A 26,174-nucleotide genomic window follows, 5' to 3' on the forward strand; every position below is an offset into this window, starting at 1 on the left:
CTTCCGTCCCCGCCCGTGAACCCCGCACAGGCCCCGGCCGGGGCTCCCGCTCCCGGCACACCAGAGCCCAGAATCACCGGATTCATCCCTCTTAACCGATAAAAATGTCTTTCGTGACAGTGAACGAGAGCGGAACCCCTGCCCTGCCACACGCTCCACACGTTCCCGGCACCCTGCCCACCGGCCTCGTCAGCGTCGTCGTCATCGGCTACGACGACGCCGCCCACATCGCCACCGCCGTGCGGTCCGCCCTCGCGCAGGGCCCCGTCGTCGCCGAGGTCATCGCCGTCGACGACGCCTCCACGGACGGCACCGGCGCGGTCCTCGACCGGCTGGCCGCCCGTCACCCCCGGCTCCGGGTCATCCACCGCGCCGTCAACAGCGGGGGCTGCGGCACCCCGCGCAACGACGGCGTCCGGGCCGCGAGCACGCCGTACGTGATGTTCCTCGACAGCGACGACGTCCTTCCCGCCGGCGCCGCCGCGACGCTCCTGGCCGCCGCGCTGCGCCACGAGGCGCCCGTCGCCGCGGGCCTGTGCGTACGCCGTGAACTCCCCCAGCGCCTCGACACCCGCTGGCAGCCCGGCCTCTACCGCACCGCCGCCCTGCACCACTCCCCCGAACGGCATCCCGCGCTCCTCCACGACACCCTCTGCGTCAACAAGCTCTACGACCGCCGCTTCCTCACCGAACACGGCGTCACCTTCCCCGAAGGGCCCTATCCCTACGAGGACTTCGTCTTCAGCGCCCGCCTCCTCGCCGCCGCCCCCCGCATCGTCACCGTCCCCGACACCGTCTACGTCTGGCACGTACGGCGCGACGCCCGCCGGCCGTCGATCTCCCTGGACCGGGACCGGATCGGCAACTGGCACGCCCGGCTGCGCGCCCACCGGCGCGGAGTGGAGATCTACCGCGCGGCCGGCCGTGATCCGCTGGCGCACGCCGCCCGGGTGAAGTTCCTCGACCACGACCTGCGCATGTACGTACGGGAGCTGCCCGCCCGCAGCGACGGCTACCGGCACGCCTGGTGGCGCGCCACGCGCGAGTGCCTGACCGGTTACGCCGAAGCGGAGCTGGCCGCGGCCCGCGCCCCCGCCCGCTGGATCGCCCGGGTCGTGCTGGCCGCCCCGGACCCCCGCGACCTGGACCGCCTCGCCCAGCTCGCCGCCCGGCCCGCCCGGCTGCTGCCGCCCTACGCCCTGGCCGGAACCCGCCCCGTCTGGGCGGACGACCTGCCCGCGGTGACCCTCGACGGCCTCGTCGGCCCCGGCGCCGCCCCGGCCCGCAGGCTCCCGGTGACCGTCGACGCCGCGCTCCGCCTGCTCCCCGGCCCGCCCCGGGTCGAGCTCCGGCTCCGCGTCCACGAACTCTACGGACGGCTCGCCACCGCCCGCCCGCACAGCGTGGACGTCGAACTCCTGCCGCGCGGCGGCGGCACGGCCCTCGAAGCCAGCGCTCCCCTCTCCGCGGACGGCACCGGCTGGACCGCCCGGCTGCTCGTCGGGCTGACCCCGCCGGCCGCACCGGGCCACGGCCACCGGCCACGCACCTGGGACCTGCGCGTCCGGCTGCACTGCGCGCACGGCGGCGTCCTCCGCACCGCCGTCCGGGCCGCGGGCGGCACCCTCGGCCGCCGCGCCCTGCCGAGCGCCCGCCACGGGCTGCTGCTGGTACGCCCCTACGCGGCGGCGAACGGCTCCCTCGCCCTGCGGATCGCCGCCGGGCCGCGCTGCGCGCTGCTCCTCGTGGCGCGCCGGCTGCGCCGCCGCCGGACCGCGCCGTAAGCGGCCCGCGACGACCCGGCCGAGCCACGCGCCCGGCCCCCACCGGAAACGACTCCGGCACCCCGCCCTCACCGGTCCACCTCCTCGAACAGCTCCTCCCACCGGTCCAGCACCCGCCCCAGCTCCAGCGGCGCCACGTGCTCCCGCGCCGCCCGCCCGTACCGCTCCCGCAGCGCCGCGTCCCGCATCAGCTCTCCCAGCGCGGCCGCGAAGGCGTCCCCGTCCCCGCGCGGCACCAGCACCCCGGTCCGCCCGTGGTCCACCAGCTCCCGTACTCCGCCGGAGAGATCGAAGCCGACGCACGGCACCCCGCAGGCGGACGCCTCCGCCAGGGCCATGGGCCGGCCCTCGCACTCGCTGGTGAGCGCCAGCACGGACAGCTCGCGGTAGGCGGCGGCCATGTCCCGGACGGTGCCCCGGAAGCGGACCCGGTCCGCGACCCCGAGCCGCGCGGCCTGCTCGCGCAGGGCCGGCTCCTCCGGCCCGTCGCCGAAGAAGTGCAGCTCCCAGTCGGGCCGCCCGGCGCCGGCCGCGGCGAACGCCTCGACGAGCCGGTCCAGCCGCTTGACCGGCTCCAGCCGGCCGACCGCCCCGACGCGCCGGGTGTCCAGCGGCGCCGGCGGGCCGGGGGTGAAGGGCAGCGGATTGGGCACCACCGCCGCGTTGGGCAGCCGGCGGCGGCGGAACTCCTCGGCATCCGGCTCGCTGAGGAACACCGCCTTCTCCAGCGCCGGATAGTGCCGCAGGATCAGCCGGAGGTTGGCGGACGCCGCGGCCTGGGCGAAGGACTCGTGGTACTGGCCGATGACCTTCAGGTGGCCTCGGTCCACCGCCCGCAGCCAGTCCACCGCCCACGGCGACCCGACGATGACGTAGCCGTGCCGCACCGCCGCGAACCGGCGGGCGAGCCGCTCCCGGGCCCGCTCCCCGTCCCGCCGCGCGGCACGCAGGGCCCGCAGCCGGGACGGCCGCAGCCGCTCGGCCGCGGTGACGGCGTTCCGGGCGGGCGCCGCCGGCGAGCGGTAGAGCGTGGCCCGCCGGTACGCCGGGCGCGCGTGGTACAGGTGCGGCTCGGGGCTGGGCCGGATGCCGACCAGCTCCACGCGGTGCCCGCGGTCCGCGAAGCCCTGGGCGAGGGTGTGCAGCACCCGCTGGGAACCGCCCATCGAGTCCACGTCCACGCCGACCAGGAAGACGTTGCGCCGGGAGGCCACGGGACCCCGGCTCCCCGACACCCCGTTCACCGCGCGCCCCCGGTGAAGAAGAGGTCGACCACGGCCTTGGCGGCCCGGCCGGTCTCGTACGGGTTGAACCGCGCCCGGAACCGCTCGTACGCCCCCGCCCACTCCTCCCGGACCGCCCACAGGTCCCGCAAGGCGGCGGCGAGTTCGGCCGTATCGGTGAGCAGCGGGCCCGGCGCGATGTCCGCCAGCTCGTAGTAGGTGCCGCGCAGGGCGGACCGGTAGGCCGGGTAGTCGTCGGCGTAGAGCAGCACCGGCCGGCCCAGGTTGACGTAGTCGAACATGACGGACGAGTAGTCGGTGAGCAGCGCGTCCGAGGCCAGCAGCAGGTCGTTGAGGTCGGCGAACTCCCGTCCGTCGCGCACCGCGTGGCCCACCTCCCGGGCGACCGCGAACCGCTCGTAGTAGTGCGGGCGGACCACCACCGTCCACTCGTCGCCGACCCGGCGCACCAGCTCCTCCAGGTCCACCCGGATCGACGCGCCGCTGGCCCGGGCGCCGTCGCGGAACGTCGGCGCGTAGAGCAGCACCTTCTTCCCGTCGGGGATCTCCAGCCGCTCGCGGGCGGCGGCGGCGCGCTCGCGCTGGGCGGGCTCGTTCCACCGGACGAGGACGTCGTTGCGCGGGAGGCCGGTGCGCAGCAGCTCGCCGCCGTACGCGTTGCCGCGGACGAAGGTCCGTTCGAACTCCTCGCTGGGGGCGATGAGGGCGTCCCAGCGGTCGACCATCGCCTGGTGCCGCGCCCGCCGGGCCGGTCCGGCGAGGCGCAGCTCGGGGGCGTCGTAGCCCATGTGCTTGAGCGCCTGTCCGTGCCAGGTCTGGAGGTAGCGGGTGCCCGGGTGCTTGGGGATGTGGGAGGGGAAGCCGTGCGAGTCGATCCAGTAGCGGGCGCGGGCGACCGTCCGTACGTACTCCCAGCTGCCGCGCCGGACCAGCGGCACCCCCTTCGGGTAGCCGGCCCGGCTGCCGGTGTACGACCAGACGGCGTACAGCGGGAGGTCGCGGCGGAGCAGCTCCTCGTGGATGTAGCGGGGGCTGTCGGCGTAGCCGCGGCCCTCCAGGGCCTCGAAGACGACGAGCCGCCCGTCGACGGGGAGCCGGTGGAGCTCATGGGAGACCAGGGCCTTGGCGCCCGGTCCTGTGGCCCGGCGGACCAGCCGCGCGCAGCGGGCGCGGACCGGCTCCACGCGCGGGGCGAGGGACTCGGCGCGGGCGCGCGCCCCCGTGCGCTCCCACCGGATCTCCAGCCGCCCCAGCCCTCCGTCCTCGCAGCCCACCCGCACGTCGTGCCCACCGACGCGGGCCCGCAGGCCGGGGCGCCCGGCGGGAGCGAGGACGGGGTCGGTGCGGCGCAGCCCCAGCCGGCCGAGCGTCACCACCGGATGGCGCCGGCCGGAGAAGCCCTTGGGGCCCAGCGGCACCCGGGCGAGGTCGAGGACCAGCTCCGCGGTGCGCACACCGGGATCGTCCGGCGCGGGCCCGTAGCCGAAGGGGACGACGAGCGGGGCCGCCCGGGCGGCGACGCGGAGTTCGGCGGTGACGTCGGCGGGCCCGGCGAGGAGCCCGCCCGGGTCGTAGGTGCGCAGGGTGATCCGCAGCCGGGTGCCGTGCGGTTCGACGCGGGTGACCTCGTGCCGCAGCGGGCCGGTGGTGAAGGGCTGGGCGTCCAGGTGCCAGTCGGTGATGTCGAGGGCGGCCGCCTCCCGGGCGTCCGCGGGCGCGGTGCCGCCCCAGTAGGTGCGGCCGGCGTGCCGGACGACGCGGCGCGGGGCGATCCTCGGCCGGTCGAGGGTGCGGGCGCACTCGGCGGCCTCGGCGAGCCGCCCGGCGGACAGCAGGTACTGGCAGATCCGCTGCTCCCGGGGCAGCGCCTCGACCGCCCGCAGGTCGATCTCCGCCAGGCAGGGCGTGACGACTTCGGCGAACCGCTCGGTCCATTGCCGGTCCCGGAACGGCAGGTCGCCGAGGTAGAGCCGCAGGGCGTGGCGGAGGAACGCCTCGTCCTTGGCCGGTTTGAGCTCCGCGCGGCCCGCCTCCTTCAGGAAGGCGTCGGTCCGCCGCGCGGCGGTGAGGCGGTCCACGACGTTCCGGATGCGGTGGCGGCTGGACGAGATGGAGAGGGTGGCCGGGTCGGCGGCCAGCCGCCAGGTGTAGACGGACCAGGGGACGACGGCGAAGCGTTCGGCGAGCGTGTAGGCGCGGGCGCTGAAGTACTGGTCCTCGAAGTGGATGTCCTCGGGGAAGCGCAGCCCGTGCCGGGCGAGGAAGTCGGCGCGGTAGAGCTTGTTGGTGGAGAGGTGGTCGAGGAAGAACTCGGGGGCCGCCCCGATGCCCTCCACGACGCGGGGTTCGGTGAACAGCCGCGGATACCAGAGGCCGGTGGCGCCCGTGGCCTCGTAGAGCCGGGTGACCTCGCCGACCACCAGGTCGACGCCGGTCCGCTCGGCGGTCAGGAGCAGGGATTTGCAGGCGTGGTACGGAAGTTCGTCGTCGCTGTCGAGGAACATCAGGTACGGCGCGCGGGCGGCGTCGACGCCCGCGTTCCGCGGAGCGCCGCACCCCCCGCTGTTGACCGGCAGCCGGAGGCCGCGCACCCGCGGGTCGGCGGCGGCCAGCCGGCGTACCTCCTCGGGGGTGCCGTCGGTGGAGCAGTCGTCCACGATGATCACTTCGAGGTTGCGCAGGGACTGGCCGAGGACGGACCGCACGGCGCGCGGCAGCCGGCCCTCGTCGTTGTGGACGATGACGACGACGCTGACGTCGGGGACGGGACGCGGGGGCGCGGCGGACACAAGTCACCTCATCTCGGACGGATCCCGGAGAGCCGGATCACTACTCAGAGAGTAGGTGACACCACTGACAGTCACCGCCCGGGCGGTCCGCGGGCGGCTCCGCCAGGCGGCGAGGGCGAGGACCGCCGCCATCCCGGTGAACATCACGACGTCCTTGAAGGCGTGCCGCCGCGCGCTCCCCAGCTCGGGCCAGGACACCCCGGCGAGCTGCGGCAACAGGGCCATCCAGAACCACACCGAGCGCGCGGCGGCCCCCCGCACCACCACCGACGCGACCAGCGCGGGCACGATGACCAGGGCGTAGTGCAGGAAGGACGGCCGGGACACCAGGAACGCGGCGAGCATCAGCAGCGATCCGCACTCGACGAGCCGCAGCGCCTCGTCGCCCCCGCGCAGCCAGCGCAGCCGTGCCACGGCGAGCACCGTCACGGCGGCGCAGGCGGCGAGGACGAACGCGAGGTGGTGCGGGACGCCCAGGCGGGGCAGGACGGCGGTCCACGAGGCGTCGAAAGGCGCGGCGTAGTCGTCCTGGCCGTGCAGCAGGAACGGCAGCGTCTTGGTGAGGAACAGCCCGGGGCGGGGCATGGCGAGCGCCGCCGCGAGGGAGATCGTCACGGGCAGACCCACCGCCCACGCCAGCGCCCGCCGGCGCCGGGCGAGCACGAAAAGCAGCAGCAGCGGGACGAGCATCGGCTTGAGGGCGACGGCCAGCCCGACGGTGACGCCGGCGGCGGTCCAGCGCCCGCGCAGGGCCAAGAGCAGTGCGGCCGGGAAGGCCACGGCCGAGGCCGCCGTCCAGTTGCCCAGGTGGACGATGCTCTGGAAGGGGAGGAAGAGGCCGAGGCCGGCGGTCAGGGCGGCGGCGAGCCGGCTGTCCACGCGCACGTCGAAGATCCGCAGGGCGAGCACCACGCCGGCGAGCACCAGCGCGGCGGTGGCGAACGGAACGGCACGCGACAGCGTGACGTCGTCGAACGGTGCCTGCGGCAGTGCCGCGAATACCGCTCCCGGCAGATAGAGGAACCGTTTGTCCGCGTACGGCGAGCCGCCTTCCAGCAAGGCGCGGGCGGCCCGGACGACGACCGCGTTGTCCATGCCCGCCCGGCGGACGCCCAGCATCCGCCCGGCACTCAGCACATAGACGAGCAGCGCCGCCGACAGCACGGGCCACGAGGCCCGGCCGGCGATCCAGCGCGCGAAGCCGTCCCGGGACGGAGGCCCGTCCTCCGGCGCACTCATCGTTCGACCTCCAGCAACATCAGTCCTCCGGGGCCCCGGGCGGCACGCCGCAGGGCCGGGTCGTCAGGCGGCAGGCCGGGCCCGCCGTCCTTCTGCAGCACCCATCGCGCTCCGTACTCCCGGAGAGCGCCCAACCGTTGCGCGCGGGTGGCGGAGGGCGCGTAATAGCGCCGTGTCACCGCCCTGCGCTCCCGTTCGTCGGGAAGGAACACGTCCGGGTAGGCGGGGGCGACGGTGTACGGCCCGTAGGCGGGCAGCATCCGCAGCGCGTAGTAGTCGTCGGTCATGACCGTCTCCCCGGCCGGCACCCGTTCGCCCGCCCAGGCGAACGACGGCCAAGGGGCGATCGACGGGACATGGGCCCGGACGAACCGGGCGGCGCGGTCCGGCAGGACGTAGGCCACGGCACCGGCCTGCGTCCACGCGCCCGTCACCAGGGCGACGGCCGTCGCGCCGGCGAACACCCGGCCCGCGGCCCGGCCGCGCCCTGCCCGTCCCGCCCTCTCGACCGCCTCGACCGCCTCGACCGCGAGGGCGAGCTGGGCGGGGAGCAGCACGGCGGGCAGGATCCGCCCCCAGGACCAGTGGCCGCTCAGCCCGCCCGCCGCGAAAACCGCCGCGCCCAGGGCGAACAGCAGGACCAGCGGGTCGCGGCGGTCCCGCCACCACCGCGCTCCCAGCGCCACGATCCCCAGCGTCACCAGCCAGAACTTCGGCACCAGGTGCTGGTGCAGCGGCCGGTGGATCGCCTCCAGACCGTCGGCGCCGAACAGCGCGGTGAAGGGGTAGTACGGCCATCCGGCGAGTACCGCGCCGGCGAGCGCCACGGCGGCGCCCACCCGGATCCACACAGCGCGCGACGACAGGGGACGCGCTCCCAAGAGCACCGACACCACCCCCAACGCCGCGACGGCTCCCGTGAATTGATGCACCAGCAGCACCAACGCGAACAGCAGCCCCAGCCACAGGAAGCGGACCATCCCCCACCGCCCCGCGACCGCCCGGCGCACCAGGGCCCACAGATGCAGCGCGAGCCCCAGCGCCAATGTGCTCGGATACGCGACGGTCAGGGCCAGCGAAGTGAGGCCCGGCATCCCGCTCCAGGCGAACAGCCGTGTGCCGTACAGGAAGAGGACGCACAGCAGCGCCAGCGGCACGGCCGCGCGCCGGCCGGTCAGCGTCCGGACGAACGCCCGCACCCCGGTCCCGAGCGCGACAAGCCCGACGAGCGCGGCCAGGTGCAGCACGGCCGGCGCGGACGCCCCGCTCGCCGCAGCGAGCAGCGCCAGCAGGACCATCCAGGGCGAGTAGTAGGGGCTGGGCACGTCCGCGTCCACCAGCGGGTGTCCCGGATGCGGCAGGTCCGCGCGCAGCCGTTCGACCACCGCCGCGTGCATCCCCAGGTCACCGGCCCACGGCAGCCGCACGGCGGTGGCCAGCAGCAGGGCGGCCGGGAGCAGCGCGGCGAGCAGCAGGGCGCGGTACGGGAGGTCCGCCGCGGCGCCGGCGGCCGGCGGGGCCTCCGTCCGGGTGGTCACGGCGCGCGGTTCAGTGGTCCCGCCCACCGCTCGTCCGCAGCTCCTTGGCCCGCAGCCGCCAGGGCATCGCCACGGATTCGAGCTGGACCGCCAGGCTCATCTTGGACTCCCCCACCGTCCGGTCCTCAAAGTGGATCGGCACCTCCACCACCGTGAAACCGGCCCGCAGCGCCCGGTACTTGGTCTCGACCTGGAAGCTGTAGCCCGCGCTGTCCACGGTGTCGAGGTCGAGGGAGCGCAGCGCCGCCGCGCTCCAGAGGTTGAAGCCGCCGGTGATGTCGCGCAGCCGGGTGCCGAGGATGGTGCCGGCGTAGGCGTTGGCCCAGCGGGAGAGGAGTCTGCGATGGGCCCCCCAGGCGGCGGAGAGCGTGCCGCCGGGCACGTACCGGCTGCCGACGACGACGTCCGCGCCGGTCGACAGGGCGACGCCCAGCATCTCGGCGATCTTGCCGGCCGGGTGGCTGCCGTCGGCGTCCATCTGCAGGACGTACGCCGCGCCGTCCTCGACGGCCCGCGCCATGCCGGCCGCGTACGCCCGGCCGAGCCCCTCCTTGACGGTGCGGTGCAGCACGGAGACGCGGGGCCGGCCGGGCTCGTGGTACTTCTCGGCCAGCTGGTCGGCGACCCTCCCGGTGCCGTCCGGGCTGTCGTCGTCCACGACCAGCAGCCGCAGCCCCTCCAGCGGCAGCGCCATCAGCGCCTCCGCCATCATCGGCAGGTTCTCCGCCTCGTTGTAGGTCGGCATCACCACGGTGGTCACCGTGCGGGCCCACTCCGCGGGGAGCGGGGTCAGGACGGCGGGTGTGTGCGGAACGCTCATGGGCTGTCCTCGTCGGTAGGAAGTGGTGGCAGGGTACGGACGGCGGGTTCCCGGGCCGGGCGGCAGGGTGCGGACGGCAGGGCTCCGGTCACGCGGCGCCGAAGCGGATGGCCGCGTCGGGGATGGCGGTGCCGCACCAGACGCGGGCCCCTTCGCGCAGTTCGTTGTCCGCGCCGACCTCGGCGTGGTCTCCGATGACGGCGCCGTCCAGCACCGTGCGCGGTCCCACCCGCGCGGCGGTACCGATCATGGACGCCCGGACCCGCGCGCCGGCCTCGACCCGGGCCCCGTCCAGCACCACGGACCCGGTGATCTCGGCGCCGGCCCCGACCCACGCCCCCGCGCCGACGACCGTCCCCCCGGCGAGCCGCGCGCCCGGCTCGACGTGCGCTCCGGGCAGCACCAGGTGCTCGCCCGGTTCGCCCGGCACCGCCGGGGACCGGACGATGCCGCGCACCAGGTCGGCCGAGGCCTGGATGAACGAGGCCGGCCGGCCGAGGTCCAGCCAGTACGCCGCGTCGACGACGCCGTGCAGCAGCGCCCCGTCGTCGAGCAGCCCGGGGAAGGTCTCACGCTCGACGGAGACCGGGCGGCCCGCGGGGATGGCGTCGATGACCTCCCGCCGGAAGACGTAGCAGCCGGCGTTGATCTGGTCGGTGACGATCTCCTCGGGGTGTCGGGGCTTCTCGGTGAAGGCCAGGACGCGGCCGTCGGGGCCGGTGGGCACCAGGCCGTACGCCCGGGGGTCGGCCACCCGGGTGAGGTGCAGGGTGACGTCGGCCTGGGTCCGTTCGTGGCGCCTGAGCAGGGCGGGGACGTCGAGGCCGGTGAGGATGTCGCCGTTGAAGACCAGGACCGGCTCCCCCGGCCGCGCGGTGAGCGCCTCTGCGGCGCCCCGGATCGCCCCTCCCGTGCCGAGCGGCTCGTCCTCGGTGACGTAGGTCAGTCTGAGGCCGTAGGCGGAACCGTCGCCGAAGTACGGCTCGAATACCTCGGCCAGGTACGACGTGGCCAGCACGACGTGTTCGACCCCGGCCGCCCGGGCGCGGGCGAGCTGGTGGGCGAGGAACGGGACTCCGGCGGCCGGGACCATCGGCTTGGGTGTGTTCAGCGTGAGCGGCTGGAGCCGAGTGCCCTTGCCACCGACGAGCAGTACCGCCTCTGTCATACCACTGTCCTCGCGCATCGTCGTCACATCGTCGCACTGCGTCAGGTTTCGCCGGAAATTACACTACAATCGGCTGTCTGCGTGCAATGTCCGCTATGCGTGGCGACCGTATCGGGAGATGCCCTTGCGACAGACGACGGCGGGGACGACGGCAAGACGAAGACGCCTGCCCGGTTCGGCGCGGCTGCTGGCGCTCGGACACGAGTTCGCGAAGTTCGGCACCGTCGGCGTGCTGGGGATCTTCGTCAACTTCGGCGTCTTCAACCTGTGCCGGGGGATCACCAGGCTCCCCGTCGTCCGGTGCAGTGTGGTCGCCACCGTCGTCGCGATCACCTTCAACTACCTCGGCCTGCGGTACTTCACCTACCGCGACCGCGACAAGAGCCACCGCAGCCGGGAAGTGCTGCTCTTCGCGGTCTTCAGCGCCCTCGGCCTGGTCATCGAGAACGGCGTCCTCTACGTCGCCACCTACGGCTTTGGCTGGGGCTCGCCGTTCCAGAGCAACCTGTTCAAGTTCCTCGGCATCGGGACCGCCACCCTGTTCCGCTTCTGGGCGTACCGGGCCTGGGTCTTCCGGACGCTGCCCCGCCACGGGCCGCGGCACGGCCGGCCGCATGCCCATCCCGCTCACGCCGCGTCCGATCCCGTCGCGACCGATCACGTCGCGACCGATCACGACATTCCCGATCACGCCGCGCCCCCCGGGCCCGACCCGGCCGCGTACCGCCCGGAGACCACCGCACCTCCACCGTAGGAACCACCGGCCCTCAGGACAGCAGGGCCGCACGGCCGGGCCGCCAACGCCGGCGGAATGACCGGGAACGCGGGGGTGAAGAAGGCCGAAAAGGGGCGGCCCCGGGGTCATGGGACCCCGGGGCCGCCCCTCGGCGGTGCCGGATCAGCCGCGCCGCGCGGCGGGATGCCGGATCAGCTGTGCGTCCGCAGCAGCGTGCGCATCGTCCGCATGGCCACCGACAGGTTGGCCAGGTCGAACGAGTCCGAGCCGCGGATCTCGTCCAGCGTGGTCCGCGCACGGGTCAGGATCGGCGCGTTCCGCTCCTCCCAGGCCGTGAAGCGCTGCTCCGGCGTGGAGGAGCCGTTGCCCACCGCGAGGATGTCGGCGGTGAGCGCGGCGTGGCACGCGTACAGGTCCTCGCGGATGGAGGCGCGGGCCATCGACTGCCAGCGGTCGGCGCGCGGCAGCTCGATGATCTTGTCCATCAGCTGGGTGATGTGCAGCCGGTCGCCGAGGTCGTAGTAGACCTCCGCCACGAACAGCGGCTCCTTGCCCGTGCGCTCCGCGATGGCGACGATGTCCAGCGCCGGGAAGACGGAGGAGAAGCCCGCGACGCGGACGGCCAGCTCGCCGGGGATCCCGGCCTCCGTCAGCTCGTCGTGGATCGACTGCCACCAGTCGAGGTCGGCGCCGCGCAGCAGCTTGGGCAGCTCGCCCCAGACCGTCGCCACCCCGTCGCGGAAGTAGTCGATGGTCTCGGCCAGCTGGAGCGGCTGCGGGCGGTTGTTGAGCAGCCAGCGGGTGCCGCGCTCGACCAGCCGCCGCGAGTGCAGCCGCACCCGGGTCTGGACGTCCGCCGCGACCTTGTTGTCCAGCGCCTCGACGGCGTCCCACACCCCGCCCAGGCCGAAGATCTCGCGGGCCGCGGTCTGCGCCCGGACGATCTCCTCCAGCGAGGCGCCGGTCTCCTCCCGCAGGCGGTGCAGGAAGGTCGAACCGCCGGTGTTGACCGTGTCGTTGACGAGGACGGTCGTCACGATCTCGCGCCGCAGCGCGTGGCTGTCGATCTGCTCGCCGAAGGCCTGGCGCAGGGCGCCCGGGAAGTAGGCGTAGAGCAGGCGCTGGAGGTACGGGTCGTCGGGCAGGCCGGTGGCCAGCAGCTCCTCGGCCGTCGTGATCTTGATGTAGGCGAGCAGGACCGCCAGCTCCGGCTGGGACAGGCCGCGCCCGGCGGAGAGCCGCTCGCGGATCTGCCGGTCGGTGGGCAGGAACTCCAGCGCGCGGTCCAGGTGCCCGTCCCGGCTGAGGCGGCGCATGATCCGCTGGTGGGCGTGGAGCAGGCTGGGCGCCTGGGCCACGGCGTTGGCCAGGGCGACGTTCTGCGCGTAGTTGTTGCGCAGGACCAGCTCGCCGACCTCGTCGGTCATCTCCGCCAGCAGCTTGTTGCGCTGCTTGACGGTCATGTCGCCGTCGGTGACCAGGGCGTTGAGCAGGATCTTGATGTTCACCTCGTGGTCCGAGGTGTCCACGCCGGCGCTGTTGTCGATGGCGTCGGTGTTGACCCGGCCGCCCGCGAGCGCGAACTCGATCCGGCCGAGCTGGGTCAGGCCCAGGTTGCCGCCCTCGCCGACGACCTTGACCCGCAGGTCGCCGCCGTCGACGCGGATCGCGTCGTTCGCCTTGTCCCCGACGTCCGCGTGGGACTCGGTGGACGCCTTGACGTAGGTGCCGATGCCGCCGTTCCACAGCAGGTCGACCGGGGCCCGCAGGATGGCCTTCATCAGCTCGGCCGGGGTCATCTTGGTGATGCCCGGCTCGATGCCGAGGGCCTCGCGGACCTGCGCGTTGATCGGGATCGACTTGGCCGTCCGCGGGTGGACGCCGCCGCCCTTGGACAGCAGCGAGGTGTCGTAGTCGGCCCACGACGAGCGCGGCAGCTCGAACAGGCGGCGGCGCTCGGCGTACGAGGTGGCGGCGTCCGGCGTCGGGTCCAGGAAGATGTGCCGGTGGTCGAAGGCGGCCACCAGGCGGATGTGCTCCGACAGCAGCATGCCGTTGCCGAACACGTCACCGGACATGTCACCGACGCCGACGACCGTGAAGTCCTCGGTCTGGGTGTTGTGCCCCAGCTCGCGGAAGTGGCGTTTGACCGACTCCCAGGCGCCGCGGGCGGTGATGCCCATGCCCTTGTGGTCGTAGCCCGCGGAACCGCCGGAGGCAAAGGCGTCGCCCAGCCAGAAGCCGTACGACTGCGCGACCTCGTTGGCGATGTCGGAGAACGTCGCGGTGCCCTTGTCGGCCGCGACCACCAGGTAGGTGTCGTCCTCGTCGTGCCGCACGACGTCCTTCGGCGGCACGACCTCGCCGCCGACCATGTTGTCGGTGATGTCGAGGAGGCCGGAGATGAACGTCTTGTACGAGGCGATGCCCTCGGCCAGCCACGCGTCGCGGTCCACCGACGGATCCGGCAGCCGCTTGCCGACGAAGCCGCCCTTGGCGCCCACCGGCACGATGACGGTGTTCTTCACCATCTGCGCCTTGACCAGGCCCAGCACCTCGGTACGGAAGTCCTCACGCCGGTCGGACCAGCGCAGACCACCGCGGGCGACCTTGCCGAACCGCAGGTGCACGCCCTCGACGCGCGGCGAGTAGACCCAGATCTCGAAGGCCGGGCGAGGCGCCGGCAGGTCCGGGATGGCCTGCGGGTCCAGCTTGATCGACAGGTAGTCGTGCGGCCGGCCCTGCCCGTCCCGCTGGAAGTGGTTCGTCCGCAGGGTGGCCTTGATGACCGTGAGGAACGCCCGCAGGATGCGGTCCTCGTCCAGGCTCGCGACCTGGTCGAGCGCGCCGTCCAGCTCCTCCAGCAGCCCGTCGATCAGCTCGCGTCCCGCGCGCTGGAGCGCCGGGGACATACGGGCCTCGAACAGATTGATCAGCAGGCGCGTGGTGTGGACGTTGTTGCTGAGGGTGTCCTCCATGTACGACTGGCTGAACGTCGTACCGGCCTGGCGGAGGTACTTGGCGTAGGCGCGCAGCACCATCGCCTGCCGCCAGTCGAGACCGGCGCGCAGCACGAGCTTGTTGAAGTTGTCGTTCTCCGCCTTGCCCGTCCAGACGGCGGCGAACGCCTCCTGGAAGCGGCCGCGGGCGTCGTCGCCCTCGACGTGCTCGGGCATCCGCAGCCCGAAGTCGTAGATCCACGCGGCCGTCCGGTCGGCGCAGCGCAGCTCGTACGGGCGCTCGTCCACGACCTCGACGCCGAGCCGGCTGAGGACCGGCAGCACGGCGGAGAGCGAGACCGGGTCGCCGGTGCGGTAGATCTTGAAACGGCGCTCGTTGGGGGCCGCGCCGACCGGCTCGTAGAGGCTGAACGCGAAGTCGCGGTCGCCCGCGATGACCTTCTCCAGGTGCTGGAGGTCGGCGACGGCACCGCGCGGGCTGTGGTCGGCCTTGTAGCCCTCGGAGAAGGCCTGGGCGTAGCGGCGCAGCAGCTCCGCGGCGCGCTCCTCGCCGACCTCGGCGGTGAGGGTCTCGGCGAAGCCGTCGGCCCAGGAGCGGGCGGCCTCCACCAGGCGGGCCTCGATGCGCTCCTCGTCGGCGTCGCTCAGCTCCGGCAGCGTGGAGCCGGGCTCGACGCGGACGACGAAGTGCAGCCGGGACAGGACCGACTCGGTGTTCCAGGCCGTGAAGTCGACGCTGGTGCCGTTGAGCTCCTCCTTGAGGATCTCGATGAGCCGCAGCCGGACGCCGGTGGTGTAGCGGTCGCGCGGCAGGTAGACCAGGGCCGAGTAGTAGCGCCCGTACTCGTCGCGGCGCAGGAACAGCCGCAGCCGGCGGCGCTCCTGGAGGTAGAGCACGCTGGTGGCGATGGAGCGCAGCTGGTCGGCCGGGGTCTGGAACAGCTCGTCGCGCGGGTAGGTCTCCAGGATCTGGAGCAGGTCGCGCCCGTCGTGGCTGTCGGGCGAGAACCCGGCGTCGGCCAGCACCTGGGCCACCTTGCGGCGGATCACCGGGACCCGGCGCACCGACTCGGTGTAGGCGGCCGAGGAGAACAGGCCCAGGAAGCGGCGCTCGCCGACGACGTTGCCCTCGGCGTCGAACTTCTTGACGCCCACGTAGTCGAGGTACGAGGGGCGGTGCACGGTGGCGCGGCTGTTGGCCTTGGTCAGCACCAGCAGCTTGTGCTCGCGGGCCTTGGCCCGGGCGTCCGCGGGCAGCCGGCCGAACGACTGCGAGGCGGGACGGGACAGCGGCGCGTGCGTGCCCTCGTGGTGCCCGTCGACCGTGTGCGCGGGGTCGGAGCGGAGGATGCCGAGGCCGGTGCCGGGGACGGCGGTCAGCGCGTCCTCCTCACCGCCGTCGGCGGGCACCTTGGTCAGCTCGTACTCGCGGTAGCCGAGGAAGGTGAAGTGGTCGGCGGAGAGCCAGCGCAGCAGCTCACGGGCCTCGTCGACCTCGGTGACCGGGAGGTCGGCGGGGGCCGGCTCGTCCTGCATGCCGTCGGCCAGCCGCAGCGCGGCGTCCCGCATCTTCTCCCAGTCCTCGACGGCCTCGCGGACGTCGGAGAGGACGCGCAGCAGGTCGGTGCCGATCTGCTTGAGGTCGTCGCGGTCGGTCTCGCGGTCGATCTCGACGTGGATCCAGGACTCGACGAGCGCGTCGTGCGGCAGCTCGGCGTCCTTGCCGGTGCCGTGGGCGTCGCAGCTGGAGCCGAGGACCTCCAGCAGGCGGCCCGTCAGGTCCCGGCGGACGACCATCTGCGGGTGGATGACGACGTGGATGCCGCGGTTCTGCCGGGAGAGCTCGTTGGTGACCGAGTCGACCAGGAACGGCATGTCGTCGGTGACCACCTCGACCACCGAGTGGCTGCACGTCCAGCCGTTCTCCTCGACCGTCGGCGTGTGCACCCGCACGTTCGCGGTGCCCTGCGGCCGGTTCTCGGCGAGCCGGTAGTGCGACAGCGCGGCGCCGAAGACGTCGACGGGGTCGCGGCCCGTCAGGTCCTCCGGCGCCGTGTGCAGGTAGTAGCGCTGGAGGTACGCGGTCAGGGTGTCCTGGTCGAGCCCGCCCTCACCGTTCGGCCCGGTCGGGTGCTGTCCCCCGGCCGGCGTGTTCTCGGCGACGCGGGCCGCCCGCGCGAGCAGCTCGGCCTTGGCTTCGTCCAGCTTGGTCTGCATGTCCTCTGGCTCCTGTCGCGCGCCGTTGCGTGACATAGGTGGTGAAGGCATCACGCCGCGACGCCGGTTCTCCGGTCGACTTCGACGGTATGCCGGGATGAGGGGTGACCGGGCCGTTCTCGGACAACTCTGTCAGAAACGTCAGAAGCGTCGGACGGGCCCGGTTCCGGGGACCAGCGGTGGCCCGGGCGCCGTGACGCTCCGGGCGGCGCACAGAGGCGTCGTCGCCCCCGCGGGATATCGCGCTGATCACCCGGTAAGGCTATCGCTCTTCCGGGGGACCGCGTCATGAGCCGATTGTGTACAAAAGACGGCCCCTGTCTTTGACGGTCTGGACAGCGACCCGTCCACGACCACGTCCCCGCGCCCCTTCCCGGCGCTCCCCTCACCGCTTTCCCCCCGTTCACCTCGGCATTCGTCGTACCGCACGGCCGGTGCCGGGCGGCGTCCGCCCGCCGGCCCTCACCCCACCAGACGCTCCGCGAGCTCGACCGCCTCCGCCAGGCTGTCGACCACCGGCACCCCGGCGACGGACAGACTCGCCCTGCTGTGCGAGCCCCCGGTGTACAGCACCGCCTTCGCGCCCACGTGCGCCGCGGCGAGCGCGTCGTCCACCGCGTCCCCCACGACGACCACCCGCTCGGGCACCGTGCCCTCCAGCGCCGCCACGTGCCGGGCCATCTGCTCGGCCTTGCCCCGGTCGCTGCGGCCGGTCCGGCCGTCGACCCGGACGAAGTGCCGCTCGATGCCGTACGTCCGCACCAGGGGTATCAGCTCGGCGTGCGACGCCAGGGAACAGAGCGACTGTGTGCGGCCCGCCGCCTGCCGGTCCGCGAGCAGCTGCCGGGCGCCCTCCGCCAGCTCGGCATCCACGGCGTACTTCGCGTAGTGCCGCTGGAACGCGGCGTCCATCACCTGCCACTCGGCGTCGGTGGGCAGCCGGCCCATCAGCCGCTCGTAGAACCGCGGGACGGGCACGCAGTACAGGTCCCGGTACCGCTCCAGGGTGATCGGGGCCAGCCCCACCTCGGCGAACGAGGCGTTCGTCGCGGCCATCACCGCGTCGACGTCGTGCAGCAGCGTGCCGTTCCAGTCCCAGACGATGTGAGCGCCGTGCTGTGTCATGGAACGACCGTACCGGCCCCCACTGACAACGCCCCGGGCCGCCCTCGCGCCTCGTGGGCCCCTCAAATCAGGTTCGGGATCTCCTGCACCCCGAACCACATCAGGTCGTGGTCCTCCGCGCCGTCCACCGTAAACCGGGCGTCGTCGTCGCCCTGGTCGGCCGCGCCCAGCGCCGCCGCGGCGGCCGCGACGTCCGCCTCGGCGTCGTCCGCGTCCACGTGCACGGCGGCGGCCTTCGCCAGCGGCACCGGCCGCGTCAGCCGCACCTCGCCGATGGCCGACTCGTCCAGCCCCCGGTCCGGGTCCACGACCGCCTCGCGATCCGGCACGTCGACCGCGACGACCACCCGGCGGCGCGGGGCCTCCGGGTCGGTGGCGATGCGCCGGAGCGAGGCCTGCGCGGCGCGCCCGAGCGCCGCGTACTCCAGCTCCTCCACATCGTCGGAGACGTACCACTCACGCAGCGCGGGGGTGACGGCGTAGGCGTGGAAGGGGGCCGGGCCGAGCTCGCCCGCCCGGTGCGCCTCGGCGAGACCGGGGAGGGTCAGAGGGACGTAGACGCGCATGTCCGCCGCTTTCCGGAGTACCTGTGGATGGGTGCTGCCAGCATACGGGGGCGCGTCCCCTTTCGAAGGGCCGGGAGCCCGCCGGGCGGAGGCCGGGCCGCACCCGGCACACCGCCGCGACCAGCGGAAACCGCCGGACCGTCGCCCGGATAGGTGAATCGCCCCCGGTGGCCGGAGGTCCTTGCCGGGCCCTTCCACGCGCCGGTAGAAGATCCCCGACCGAAGGGGGCGACCAGCGTTGAAGAGGACCACAGGACCCGGCCGGGACACCGGCCGGCGCACCGCACCACCACGGCGGACGGGCATCCGGCGCCCCGGCGCCGGCCCGGCCGTCCGCCGGCTCCGCGCGGACCTCCCGCGCTACTGGTTCGCCGAACAGCTGCTGCTCACCCTGAGCGGGCAGCGCCCGGTGTACCGGATGCTCGGGTACACCCTGCCCGCCGCCTACGACCTGCTCGTCGAGCTGGCACCGCAGGCACCCCTGCGCCCGCGGCTCCCCGACGGCGGCACTCCGGTCGTCCACCGCTGCGACCAGTTCCAGCCGCGCCCCGGGGTGATCGAGGCGTTCGCGCGGATCGGCTCCGGGGACCGGGTGCGGGCGCTGGCCTTCCGGCTGGAGCAGGGCACGGACCGCCGCTGGCGGTGCTCCGCCGTCGACCTGGGCGGCGCCCACGTCTGAGCGCGCGCCTCACGCCGTACGGACACGCCGGAGGGGCGGGACGCATCTGCCGTCCCGCCTCTCCGGTCCCTCAGCTCACTTCTTGCGGCGGCGGCCACCGCCGCCGTTCCGCTGCGCCTTGCGGCGCTCGGCCCGGGTCATCCCGTCCGCCTCGGAGCGGACCGGCCCCTCGTCGTTGGTGAAGTCGCCCTCGACGACACCGCCCTCGCCGTCCACCGTCGGGGCGGAGAAGTGCAGCCGGTCGGGGCGCTGCGGGGCGTCGAGGCCCTTGGCCCGGATCTCCGGACGGGCGGCCGGCACCGCGTCGGCGGGGGCCTTCTCCAGCGAGGGGGACTCGCCGGCCTGGACCGGGACCTCCTCCAGCTGCTGGTCTACCTGGACCTCCAGGTTGAAGAGGTAGCCGACCGACTCCTCCTTGATGCCCTCCATCATGGCCTGGAACATGTCGAAGCCCTCGCGCTGGTACTCGACCAGCGGGTCCTTCTGGGCCATCGCGCGCAGGCCGATGCCCTCCTGGAGGTAGTCCATCTCGTAGAGGTGCTCACGCCACTTGCGGTCGAGGACCGACAGCACGACGCGGCGCTCCAGCTCGCGCATGATGTCGGAGCCGAGCTGCTCCTCGCGGGCCGCGTACTGCTCGTGAATGTCGTCCTTGACGGACTCGGCGATGAACTCGGCGGTGATGCCCGCGCGGTCGCCGGCCGCCTCCTCCAGCTCCTCGATGGTGACCTTGATCGGGTAGAGCTGCTTGAACGCGTTCCACAGCCGCTCGAGGTCCCACTCCTCCGCGAAGCCCTCGACGGTCTCCTGGCGGATGTAGTCGTCGATGGTGTCGTCCATGAAGTGCAGGATCTGCTCGCGCAGGTCCTCGCCCTCCAGGACGCGCCGGCGCTCGCCGTAGATGACCTCGCGCTGGCGGTTGAGCACCTCGTCGTACTTCAGGACGTTCTTGCGGGTCTCGAAGTTCTGCTGCTCGACCTGCGACTGGGCGGAGGCGATGGCCCGGGTGACCATCTTGTTCTCGATCGGCACGTCGTCGGGGACGTTGGCCATGGCCATCACGCGCTCGACCATCTGGGCCTTGAACAGACGCATCAGGTCGTCGCCGAGGGAGAGGTAGAAGCGGGACTCGCCGGGGTCGCCCTGACGGCCTGAACGGCCGCGCAGCTGGTTGTCGATACGGCGCGACTCGTGCCGCTCGGTGCCCAGGACGTAGAGCCCGCCGAGCGCCTTGACCTCCTCGAACTCCGCCTTGACCGCGGCCTCGGCCTTCTCCAGCGCGGCGGGCAGGGCGGCGGCCCACTCCTCGACGTGCTCGACCGGGTCCAGGCCGCGCTGGCGCAGCTCCGCCTCGGCGAGGTCGTCGGGGTTGCCGCCGAGCTTGATGTCGGTACCGCGGCCGGCCATGTTGGTGGCGACGGTGACGGCGCCCTTGCGGCCAGCCTGCGCGACGATCTGCGCCTCGCGCTCGTGGTGCTTGGCGTTGAGGACCTCGTGCGGGATGCCGCGCTTGGCGAGCTGCTGGGAGAGGTACTCGGACTTCTCCACGGAGGTGGTGCCGACGAGGATCGGCTGGCCCTTGGCGTGCTTCTCGGCGATGTCCTCGACGACGGCGTCGAACTTGGCGACCTCGGTGCGGTAGATCAGATCCGACTGGTCCTTGCGCTGCATCGGACGGTTCGTCGGGATCGGCACCACGCCGAGCTTGTAGATCTGGTGGAACTCGGCGGCCTCGGTCATGGCCGTACCGGTCATGCCGGAGAGCTTGTTGTAGAGGCGGAAGAAGTTCTGCAGGGTGATCGTGGCGAGCGTCTGGTTCTCGTCCTTGATGTCCACCCCTTCCTTCGCCTCGATCGCCTGGTGCATGCCCTCGTTGTAGCGGCGGCCGGCGAGGATACGGCCGGTGTGCTCGTCGACGATCATGACTTCGCCGTCCATGACGACGTAGTCCTTGTCCTTCTTGAACAGTTCCTTCGCCTTGATGGCGTTGTTGAGATACCCGACGAGCGGCGTGTTGACCGATTCGTAGAGGTTGTCGATGCCCAGCCAGTCCTCGACCTTGGTGACACCGGCCTCGTGGATGCCGACCGTGCGCTTCTTCTCGTCGACCTCGTAGTCGCCGGTCTCCTCGATGCCCTTCTGCGGGTTGGCCGGCTCGCCGCGCTTGAGCCGGGTGACCAGCTTGGCGAAGTCGCCGTACCACTTGGTGGCCTGGTCGGCCGGGCCCGAGATGATCAGCGGGGTACGGGCCTCGTCGACGAGGATCGAGTCGACCTCGTCGACGATCGCGAAGTTGTGCCCGCGCTGCACGAGCTCGTCCTGCGACCACGCCATGTTGTCGCGCAGGTAGTCGAAGCCGAACTCGTTGTTCGTGCCGTACGTGATGTCGCAGTTGTACATCTCGCGGCGCTGGGCCGGCGTCATGTTGGCGAGGATGCAGCCGACCGAGAGGCCCAGGAACTTGTGGACCCGGCCCATCATTTCGGAGTCGCGCTCGGCGAGGTAGTCGTTGACCGTGATCAGGTGCACGCCGTCGCCGGAGAGCGCGTTCAGGTAGGCGGGCAGGGTGCCGACGAGGGTCTTGCCCTCACCGGTCTTCATCTCCGCCACGTATCCGAGGTGCAGCGCGGCGCCGCCCATGAGCTGGACGTCGTAGTGGCGCTGGCCGAGCACACGCTTGGCGGCCTCGCGGACGGTCGCGAACGCCTCGGGAAGCAGGTCGTCGAGGCTCTCGCCGTCGGCGTACCGCTGCTTGTACTCCTCGGTCAGGGCGCGCAGCTCGGCGTCGGAGAGGGTGAGGAAGTCCTCTTCGATGGAATTGACCTGGTCCGCGATGCGGTGCAGCTTGCGCAGGATCTTGCCTTCTCCTGCACGCATGATCTTGCCGAAGACGGACACGTAGGCTGACTCCTTGCCGGTCGGGCCTGGCACTGACTGTCTCCCGCCACCGGCGGGGAGAGGGTGCGCGGGCACGACGGGACAGTCCCCGCCGCAACGGCCATCGTAAGCGAGGACCCCACCGCGCCGGGAGGTCCGTCATCGCGGAGGCCGGGGATCACCCGCACGGTGAACGCACGGGGTGCCCGCGAGGTGCCCGACGGGGGTAATCGAGATGCGGAACATTGTCATCCGGTTCTGGCGTGCGAAGACCGCTTCCGGCTCTCGCGCCCGGTGGCAGCCGCCCGCCAGACTCTCGGATCATGGAACCGATCTCTCTCACCACCGAACGCCTGCTCCTGAGACCCTTCACGCCCGACGACGTCCCGGCCGTGCACGCCGCCTGCCAGGACCCCTCCATCCCCCGCTACACCCTCGTCCCCTCCCCGTACACGCGCGAGGACGCCCGGCTCTTCATCGAGGAACGCTGCCCGGCGGACTGGCGCGACGACACCGCCTACACCTTCGGGGTCTTCACCCGGGACGAGGACCGGCTCGTCGGCTCGATGTCCCTGATACAGCTCAAACTGGCCGCCCCCGAACGGCAGGCCGAGATCGGCTACTGGACCGCCAAGGAGCAGCGGGGCCGCGGCTACACCGTGGAGGCGGCCCGCGAGATCGTCCGGTGGGCGTTTCAGGACCTCGGCGCCGAACGGCTGGAGTGGATCGCGGAGGCCGGGAACGAGGGCTCCCGGGCGGTCGCGACGAAGGTCGGGTTCCGGATGGACGGCACGGTCCGCGCCCTGATCCCGCACAACGGGACGCGCCGCGACGCCTGGACGGGCACGCTGCTCCCCTCGGACCTGGGTCTGCCCTCCGCGACGCCCTATCTGCCGTACTCCGGGCGGGACCGGGCGGCCGGAGCCTGACCACAGGGGGCGTTGTCAGTGCCGCACTCTAGGGTGACCCGCATGACAACTGCCGCCACTTCGCAGGGCCGTAGGGCCGACCACAGCCTCTCCGCCGACGAGGCCCGCCGCATCGCGCTGCGCGCCCAGGGCCTGCTCGGCGCCCCCGACCGGCGGGCGGGGGTGCGGGGAGTGCTGCGGCGGCTCGGCGCCGTGCAGTTGGACACCATCTCGGTGCTGGCCCGTTCGCACGAGCTGGTCCCCTACGCCCGGCTGGGCGCCGTGGGCCGGGACGCGGTGGAGTCCGCCTACTGGACGCCGCGCCCGGCCGACGGCCCCGCCGAGCCGCCGCGCGGCTTCGAGTACTGGTCGCACGCCGCGTGCGTGCTGCCCATCGAGGAGTGGCCCCTCTTCGCCTTCCGGCGCCGGGCGCGCCGGCGGCGCGGCCACCGCTGGCACGTCATGGCGGACGCGGAGCGCTCCTGCGCCGCCGTGCGCGACCGGCTGCTGGCCGACGGTCCGCTCACCGCGACGGAGTTGGGCGGCGCCAAGAACGGCGGCCCCTGGTGGGACTGGTCCGAGACGAAGATCGCCGTCGAGTGGCTGCTCGACACCGGGGAGGTGGTCTGCACCGAACGGCGCGGCTGGAAACGGGTGTACGACCTGGCGGAGCGCGCGGTGCCGGACGCCCTCTTCCACGACGACCTGGACGACGCGGCGTGCATACGGCGCCTGGTCGCCCAGGCCGGGGCGGCCATGGGCGTGGCCACCCGGGCGGACCTGGCGGACTACCACCGCCTCAAGACCGAGCAGGTGGACGCGGCGCTGGAGGGCTCGGGCCTGGTCCCGGTGGAGGTGGCCGGCTGGGCCGCCCCCGCCTGGGCCGACCCGGCGGCCCTCGCCGCGGAGTCGGCGGCCAAGGGGCAGCGGCACCGTACGACGCTGCTGTCGCCCTTCGACTCACTGATCTGGGACCGGCCCCGCACGGAACGGATCTTCGGCTTCGTCCACCGTCTGGAGGCCTACGTCCCCAAGGACAAGCGCGTACACGGCTACTTCGCGATGCCTCTGCTCGCGGGCGGCCGGCTGGTGGGCCGGGTGGATCCGGCCCGGGAGGGACGGACCCTGGTGGCCCGGCAGGTCTCGCTCGCCGGAGCGGGGGCGGTGGCGCCGATGGCCCGGGCGCTGCGCGAGGCGGCCGAGTGGGTGGGCTGCACCGACGTACGGGTGGAGCGCTGCGACGACCTACGGCTGGGGGAGGCGCTGCGGACCGCGCTGAAGGAGTGACGGGACGCCCGGCGCGCGCGGGGGCCGGCCCTCAGCGGATCTCCAGAATCTTCTCCCGCATCGCGTACACCACCGCCTCCATCCTGGAGTGCAACTGCAACTTCTCCAGGATGTTCCGCACATGGTTCTTCACCGTGTTCTCGCTGATGAACAACTCCTTGGCGATGTCACGGTTGTTCATCCCGGTGGCGACCAGCTTGAGCACTTCCAGCTCACGGTCGGTCAGCCGGGGCGCGGGCACCAGGCGGCGCTCGTCGGTGCGCTGGATCATGGACTTGAACTCGGTGAGGAGCTTGGACGCCATGGAGGGACTGATCTGCGACTGCCCGTCCGCGACCGCCCGGATCGCCGTGGCCACCTCGTCGGTGGAGATCTCCTTGAGCAGGTAGCCGGTGGCCCCAGCCTTGATCGCGTCGTAGAGGTCGGCCTCCTCGTCGCTGATCGTCAGCATGATGATCTTCGCACTGGGGGCCACCTCCTTGATGGAGGTGCAGGCCTCGATACCCCCGCGCCGCGGCATCCGCACATCCATCAGCACGATGTCCGGCAGCAGGTCGGCGGCCTTGTCCACGGCCTCTGCACCGTCACCGGCCTCGCCCACCACGAGGATGTCCTCCTCGTGCGCCAGCACGATCTCAAGCCCCCGGCGGAACAACGCGTGGTCGTCGACGACCAGGACCCGGATCGGCTCGCTCCGCGGGGCCGCGCCCGTGACGGGGTCCGTGCGGGCGCCCTCGACGTCGTCCTCGCCGGGCCCGGTCACGGATCCGAACCTGTCCGCCATTGTTCCTCCCCCTGAAGGCCATGGCCCCTCACGGTTGCACGGTGCGGCCCCAACCCGTCTCACCGGGCCAGCCGTTGCCGCCCGCCCATGATTCCATGCCGGGCCGGGCCGCGCTGCCGCCCGCGGCGGCGCGCGGGACGCACGACGGAGCCCCGGAAGCCCTCCCGGGCTCCGGGGCGCCGCCTCGGCGGGTTCGCGGCCCGGCGTCGGCGTGGCGTGTCGCGATCACGCGCGGCCGGCGTCGCGTCGCGGCCCGGCGTCAGCCGCCGAGCGCTCCGCCGGCACCGCCGGGCTCCACCTCGGCGAAGGGGTCGGCGTTGAGGTGGATGACGCCGTAGTCGTAGGCGTGCCGCCGGTAGACGACACTGGGCATCTTGGTGTCGGAGTCGACGAACAGGTAGAAGTCGTGGCCGACCAACTCCATTTCGTAGAGCGCCTGGTCGAGCGTCATCGGAGCGGCGGTGTGGGTCTTCTCGCGGACCACGACGGGGCCCTCGCCCCGGATCTCCAGCGGCCCCACACGGGTCACCGGCACCTCGTCCGCGGTCTCCGTGGCCAGCCGGCCGCTGTCGTCGAGGCGGGCGGCGCCGTCGACGGCGACCCCCACCCCGCTCGCCGGGATGCGTCCGTTGCCCCGGCGGTCGAGACGCTTGTCGTGCTGCTTGCGCAGCCGCGCTTCCAGCTTGGCCGTGGCCAGGTCCAGCGCGGCGTAGGGATCCGTCGCGGCGGCCTCCGCCCGGATCACCGGTCCGCGGCCGCGCAGGGTGATCTCGACGCGGTCCGAACGGTCCGCCTGCCTGGGGTTGGGCTCCTTGGACACCTCCACGTCGAGGCTGATCACCTTGCCATCGAGCTTCTGGATCTTGTCGACCTTCAGCTTCTCGGCCACGTGCTTGCGAAAGCGCTCGGGCACCTCTGTCTTGCGGCCCTTGACGACGATGTCCACGCAGAACTCCGTTCCCGGATCGCTCCGCCGTCGATGCGGAGCGCATCCCTCTTGCATCAGGCCCCGGAGCTGACCGGAGCCACCGACACGGCGGTTCCACCTCCTCCTCCCGACGGCAAGACCTGCGTCCCACCCGGTTCCAGCTTCTTCGAGAGCACGCAAAACGCGCCATTCGGAGATATGAGTCATAGCTTTCGCCATTCCTCACAACCGAACATATCTCGCGGGGAGGCCCGTCGGTACCCCTTACCCCGCCGTACCTCCATTCAGGTGTTCTCCACCCGTTTCCATGTGGAACGACGAGGCTCACCTGCGAGTTCCGCTTGACGCCCCGGAGGTGCTCACCGCCTGGTGGACGTGTGTCCCCCGCCCGCATCCCTCACTCCCCCGAGATCGCGCTCGTCCACACAACCCCCACGACCGGGCCACGGATCCTCCCCGGCCGCCCACACCCCGGCCCCGGCGCCCACACCCCGGCCCCGGCGCTCACGCGGCGGCACGGCGACC

General features: G+C 72.9%; 17 protein-coding genes. 5 read left to right on the top strand and 12 right to left on the bottom strand.

Features of this window, described 5'->3' with window-relative positions:
* Positions 1-119 precede the first annotated feature (119 nt).
* Positions 120-1,784, top strand: coding sequence for a glycosyltransferase family 2 protein (locus ACSNOK_RS11255; protein WP_436780496.1), 1,665 nt, complete (start codon positions 120-122; stop codon positions 1,782-1,784).
* A gap of 68 nt (positions 1,785-1,852) precedes the next feature.
* Here ACSNOK_RS11255 and ACSNOK_RS11260 read toward each other — a convergent pair whose 3' ends face one another.
* The 6 genes from ACSNOK_RS11260 to ACSNOK_RS11285 form a co-directional block, all read right to left on the bottom strand.
* On the bottom strand, positions 1,853-2,998 hold the full coding sequence (locus ACSNOK_RS11260) for a glycosyltransferase (protein WP_436780481.1): 1,146 nt from the start codon (positions 2,996-2,998) through the stop codon (positions 1,853-1,855).
* Between the two features lie 26 nt (positions 2,999-3,024).
* Positions 3,025-5,817: a bifunctional glycosyltransferase/CDP-glycerol:glycerophosphate glycerophosphotransferase gene (locus ACSNOK_RS11265; protein WP_436780482.1), complete on the bottom strand. Its 2,793-nt coding sequence runs from the start codon at positions 5,815-5,817 to the stop codon at positions 3,025-3,027.
* Positions 5,818-5,820: 3 nt separating this feature from the next.
* Complete coding sequence (locus ACSNOK_RS11270) at positions 5,821-7,056, bottom strand: glycosyltransferase 87 family protein (protein ID WP_436780483.1); 1,236 nt, start codon at positions 7,054-7,056, stop codon at positions 5,821-5,823.
* Positions 7,053-8,621: a hypothetical protein gene (locus tag ACSNOK_RS11275; RefSeq protein WP_436780484.1), complete on the bottom strand. Its 1,569-nt coding sequence runs from the start codon at positions 8,619-8,621 to the stop codon at positions 7,053-7,055. The genes ACSNOK_RS11270 and ACSNOK_RS11275 overlap by 4 nt, the downstream gene beginning before the upstream one ends.
* Positions 8,605-9,414 carry a polyprenol monophosphomannose synthase gene (locus ACSNOK_RS11280; RefSeq protein WP_436780485.1) on the bottom strand — a complete coding sequence of 270 codons (810 nt, stop codon included), beginning with the start codon at positions 9,412-9,414 and terminating at the stop codon, positions 8,605-8,607. Before ACSNOK_RS11280 ends, ACSNOK_RS11275 begins: the two co-directional genes overlap by 17 nt.
* Before the next feature lie 88 nt (positions 9,415-9,502).
* On the bottom strand, positions 9,503-10,582 hold the full coding sequence (locus tag ACSNOK_RS11285; protein WP_436780486.1) for a sugar phosphate nucleotidyltransferase: 1,080 nt from the start codon (positions 10,580-10,582) through the stop codon (positions 9,503-9,505).
* Positions 10,583-10,769: 187 nt separating this feature from the next.
* Here ACSNOK_RS11285 and ACSNOK_RS11290 point away from each other — a divergent pair, with 187 nt between their 5' ends.
* Positions 10,770-11,336: a GtrA family protein gene (locus tag ACSNOK_RS11290; RefSeq protein ID WP_436780497.1), complete on the top strand. Its 567-nt coding sequence runs from the start codon at positions 10,770-10,772 to the stop codon at positions 11,334-11,336.
* 173 nt (positions 11,337-11,509) lie between these two features.
* Here ACSNOK_RS11290 and ACSNOK_RS11295 read toward each other — a convergent pair whose 3' ends face one another.
* From ACSNOK_RS11295 to ACSNOK_RS11305, 3 genes are all read right to left on the bottom strand, one after another.
* On the bottom strand, positions 11,510-16,495 hold the full coding sequence (locus tag ACSNOK_RS11295) for an NAD-glutamate dehydrogenase (RefSeq protein ID WP_436780487.1): 4,986 nt from the start codon (positions 16,493-16,495) through the stop codon (positions 11,510-11,512).
* 462 nt (positions 16,496-16,957) lie between these two features.
* Entirely contained in the window at positions 16,958-17,620 is a 663-nt protein-coding gene (locus tag ACSNOK_RS11300) for an HAD family hydrolase (protein ID WP_436780488.1), read from the bottom strand.
* 62 nt (positions 17,621-17,682) lie between these two features.
* Complete coding sequence (locus ACSNOK_RS11305) at positions 17,683-18,186, bottom strand: DUF6912 family protein (protein WP_436780489.1); 504 nt, start codon at positions 18,184-18,186, stop codon at positions 17,683-17,685.
* A 238-nt stretch (positions 18,187-18,424) separates the two neighbouring features.
* On the opposite strand from ACSNOK_RS11305, the gene ACSNOK_RS11310 reads away from it, so the two are divergent.
* Complete coding sequence (locus tag ACSNOK_RS11310) at positions 18,425-18,865, top strand: Rv3235 family protein (RefSeq protein WP_436780490.1); 441 nt, start codon at positions 18,425-18,427, stop codon at positions 18,863-18,865.
* 75 nt (positions 18,866-18,940) lie between these two features.
* On the opposite strand, the gene secA is transcribed toward ACSNOK_RS11310, so the two are convergent.
* Positions 18,941-21,763 (bottom strand): preprotein translocase subunit SecA, encoded by a 2,823-nt coding sequence (secA, locus tag ACSNOK_RS11315; RefSeq protein ID WP_436780491.1) that lies wholly within the window; start codon positions 21,761-21,763, stop codon positions 18,941-18,943.
* 302 nt (positions 21,764-22,065) lie between these two features.
* Between secA and ACSNOK_RS11320 the strand changes: the two genes are divergently transcribed.
* Positions 22,066-22,671: a GNAT family N-acetyltransferase gene (locus tag ACSNOK_RS11320; RefSeq protein ID WP_436780492.1), complete on the top strand. Its 606-nt coding sequence runs from the start codon at positions 22,066-22,068 to the stop codon at positions 22,669-22,671.
* A 42-nt stretch (positions 22,672-22,713) separates the two neighbouring features.
* On the top strand, positions 22,714-23,937 hold the full coding sequence (locus ACSNOK_RS11325) for a winged helix-turn-helix domain-containing protein (RefSeq protein ID WP_436780493.1): 1,224 nt from the start codon (positions 22,714-22,716) through the stop codon (positions 23,935-23,937).
* A 31-nt stretch (positions 23,938-23,968) separates the two neighbouring features.
* Here ACSNOK_RS11325 and ACSNOK_RS11330 read toward each other — a convergent pair whose 3' ends face one another.
* Both ACSNOK_RS11330 and hpf read right to left on the bottom strand, forming a co-directional pair.
* The gene (locus ACSNOK_RS11330) at positions 23,969-24,721 is read right to left on the bottom strand and encodes a response regulator (RefSeq protein WP_436780494.1); all 753 of its coding nucleotides are present in this window, start codon (positions 24,719-24,721) and stop codon (positions 23,969-23,971) included.
* Positions 24,722-24,980: 259 nt separating this feature from the next.
* A complete protein-coding gene (gene hpf, locus ACSNOK_RS11335; protein ID WP_436780495.1) occupies positions 24,981-25,667 on the bottom strand; it encodes a ribosome hibernation-promoting factor, HPF/YfiA family in 687 nt (228 codons plus the stop codon).
* Between the last annotated feature and the right edge of the window lie 507 nt (positions 25,668-26,174).

The sequence above is a fragment of the Streptomyces sp. URMC 126 genome, from assembly GCF_051386555.1.
Taxonomy (GTDB): Bacteria; Actinomycetota; Actinomycetes; order Streptomycetales; family Streptomycetaceae; genus Streptomyces.

Excerpts from the sequence above, each read along its gene's own strand:
- ACSNOK_RS11270 (WP_436780483.1), bottom strand. The coding sequence starts at position 7,056 with ATGAGTGCGCCGGAGGACGGGCCTCCGTCCCGGGACGGCTTCGCGCGC.
- ACSNOK_RS11280 (WP_436780485.1), bottom strand. The coding sequence starts at position 9,414 with ATGAGCGTTCCGCACACACCCGCCGTCCTGACCCCGCTCCCCGCGGAG.
- ACSNOK_RS11285 (WP_436780486.1), bottom strand. The coding sequence starts at position 10,582 with ATGACAGAGGCGGTACTGCTCGTCGGTGGCAAGGGCACTCGGCTCCAG.
- ACSNOK_RS11295 (WP_436780487.1), bottom strand. The coding sequence starts at position 16,495 with ATGCAGACCAAGCTGGACGAAGCCAAGGCCGAGCTGCTCGCGCGGGCG.
- ACSNOK_RS11300 (WP_436780488.1), bottom strand. The coding sequence starts at position 17,620 with ATGACACAGCACGGCGCTCACATCGTCTGGGACTGGAACGGCACGCTG.
- ACSNOK_RS11305 (WP_436780489.1), bottom strand. The coding sequence starts at position 18,186 with ATGCGCGTCTACGTCCCTCTGACCCTCCCCGGTCTCGCCGAGGCGCAC.
- ACSNOK_RS11320 (WP_436780492.1), top strand. The coding sequence starts at position 22,066 with ATGGAACCGATCTCTCTCACCACCGAACGCCTGCTCCTGAGACCCTTC.
- ACSNOK_RS11325 (WP_436780493.1), top strand. The coding sequence starts at position 22,714 with ATGACAACTGCCGCCACTTCGCAGGGCCGTAGGGCCGACCACAGCCTC.
- ACSNOK_RS11330 (WP_436780494.1), bottom strand. The coding sequence starts at position 24,721 with ATGGCGGACAGGTTCGGATCCGTGACCGGGCCCGGCGAGGACGACGTC.